The sequence below is a fragment of the Aeromonas sp. 600282 genome, from assembly GCF_049175755.1.
In the GTDB taxonomy this organism is placed as follows: domain Bacteria; phylum Pseudomonadota; class Gammaproteobacteria; order Enterobacterales; family Aeromonadaceae; genus Aeromonas; species Aeromonas veronii_A.
The window spans coordinates 1-1,088 of sequence record NZ_JAAKVR010000040.1 but is presented as its reverse complement, the minus strand read 5'-3'; the positions used below and the strand labels follow the sequence as shown (position 1 = coordinate 1,088).

Annotated in this window: 3 protein-coding genes; all 3 read left to right on the top strand. The window is 60.2% G+C overall.

The window, feature by feature from the left end; all coding sequences use genetic code 11:
* Positions 1-465: phage major tail tube protein (locus G5137_RS20650; RefSeq protein ID WP_421255916.1), on the top strand; the 465-nt coding region annotated here is incomplete at its 5' end.
* Between the two features lie 77 nt (positions 466-542).
* A complete protein-coding gene (locus G5137_RS20645; RefSeq protein ID WP_019445430.1) occupies positions 543-827 on the top strand; it encodes a phage tail assembly protein in 285 nt (94 codons plus the stop codon).
* Between the two features lie 8 nt (positions 828-835).
* Positions 836-967, top strand: a complete 132-nt coding sequence (locus G5137_RS20640) for a GpE family phage tail protein (RefSeq protein ID WP_041202707.1) — start codon at positions 836-838, stop codon at positions 965-967.
* Positions 968-1,088: the final 121 nt, after the last annotated feature.

Below are 1,088 nucleotides of genomic sequence, written 5' to 3'. Positions count from 1 at the left end.
TGGGTGGGTGAAGCGGAAGATTTCACCCCGGCCAAATTGACCCGCAAGTTTGAAGCCTATCGCGGCGGCGGCATGGGCGGCGCCGTCAACATCGACATGGGATTCGATGACAGCGCCCTCGATGTCTCGTTCACCTTCGGCGGCTATGGCGAGCCCCTGCTGCGCTGCATGGGGGAACCCAAGGCCGACGGCACCATGGTGCGCTTTGCCGGCTCGGTGCAGGGCGACGACACCGCCGAAGTGGTACCCGTCGAGATCATCTGCCGTGGCCGCTTCAAGGAGCTCGACCGCGGCACCCTCAAGGCCGGTGACAACTCCCAGGCAAAGGTCGGCATGGTCAACACCTACTACAAGGAGACCATCAACGGTCAGGTGATCCATCAAATCGACCTCATCAACATGATTGAGATCGGCCCCGATGGCATCGACCGCATGGCCGAACACCGCAAAGCCATCGGCCTCTAACCCCTTCCCTCATCCAATGGGCGGTCCTTATCCAACCAATAAGTGCCGCCCTCACCACATCACCAGGAACCGACACCATGGAAAACAAAACCGTTACCCTCGACCAAGCCATCCAGCGCGGCGACACCACACTCACCGAGATCCAGCTGCGCAAACCCAAGGCGGGCGAAATGCGCGGCCTCAATATGACCGATGTGGTGCAGATGGACGTCAACGCCCTCACCAAACTGCTGCCCCGCATCACCACCCCTATGTTGACCGAAGCCGAGATCGGCAACATGGATCCGGCTGACCTGATGCAGCTGGGCAGCGAGGTAAGCGCTTTTTTGGTACCGAAGAGAATGGCCTACCTCATTGCGTAGACGAGGTGATGGCCGATCTGGCCATCATCGCCCACTGGCCGCCGTCCGAGATGGCGGTCATGGAGATCAGCGAGCTGATGGGCTGGCACCAACGCCTCGTTGAGACTCACAACCGCATCAACGGGGCAGAGCAACAATGAACCCACTCAAACTGCAAATCCTGCTTAACGGGATCGACAAGCTGACCGCCCCCCTCAAGGCAGCCAGCGGCCAGAGCCGCATCACCGCCAAAGACCTGGTCGACACGAAGAAGCGCATCAA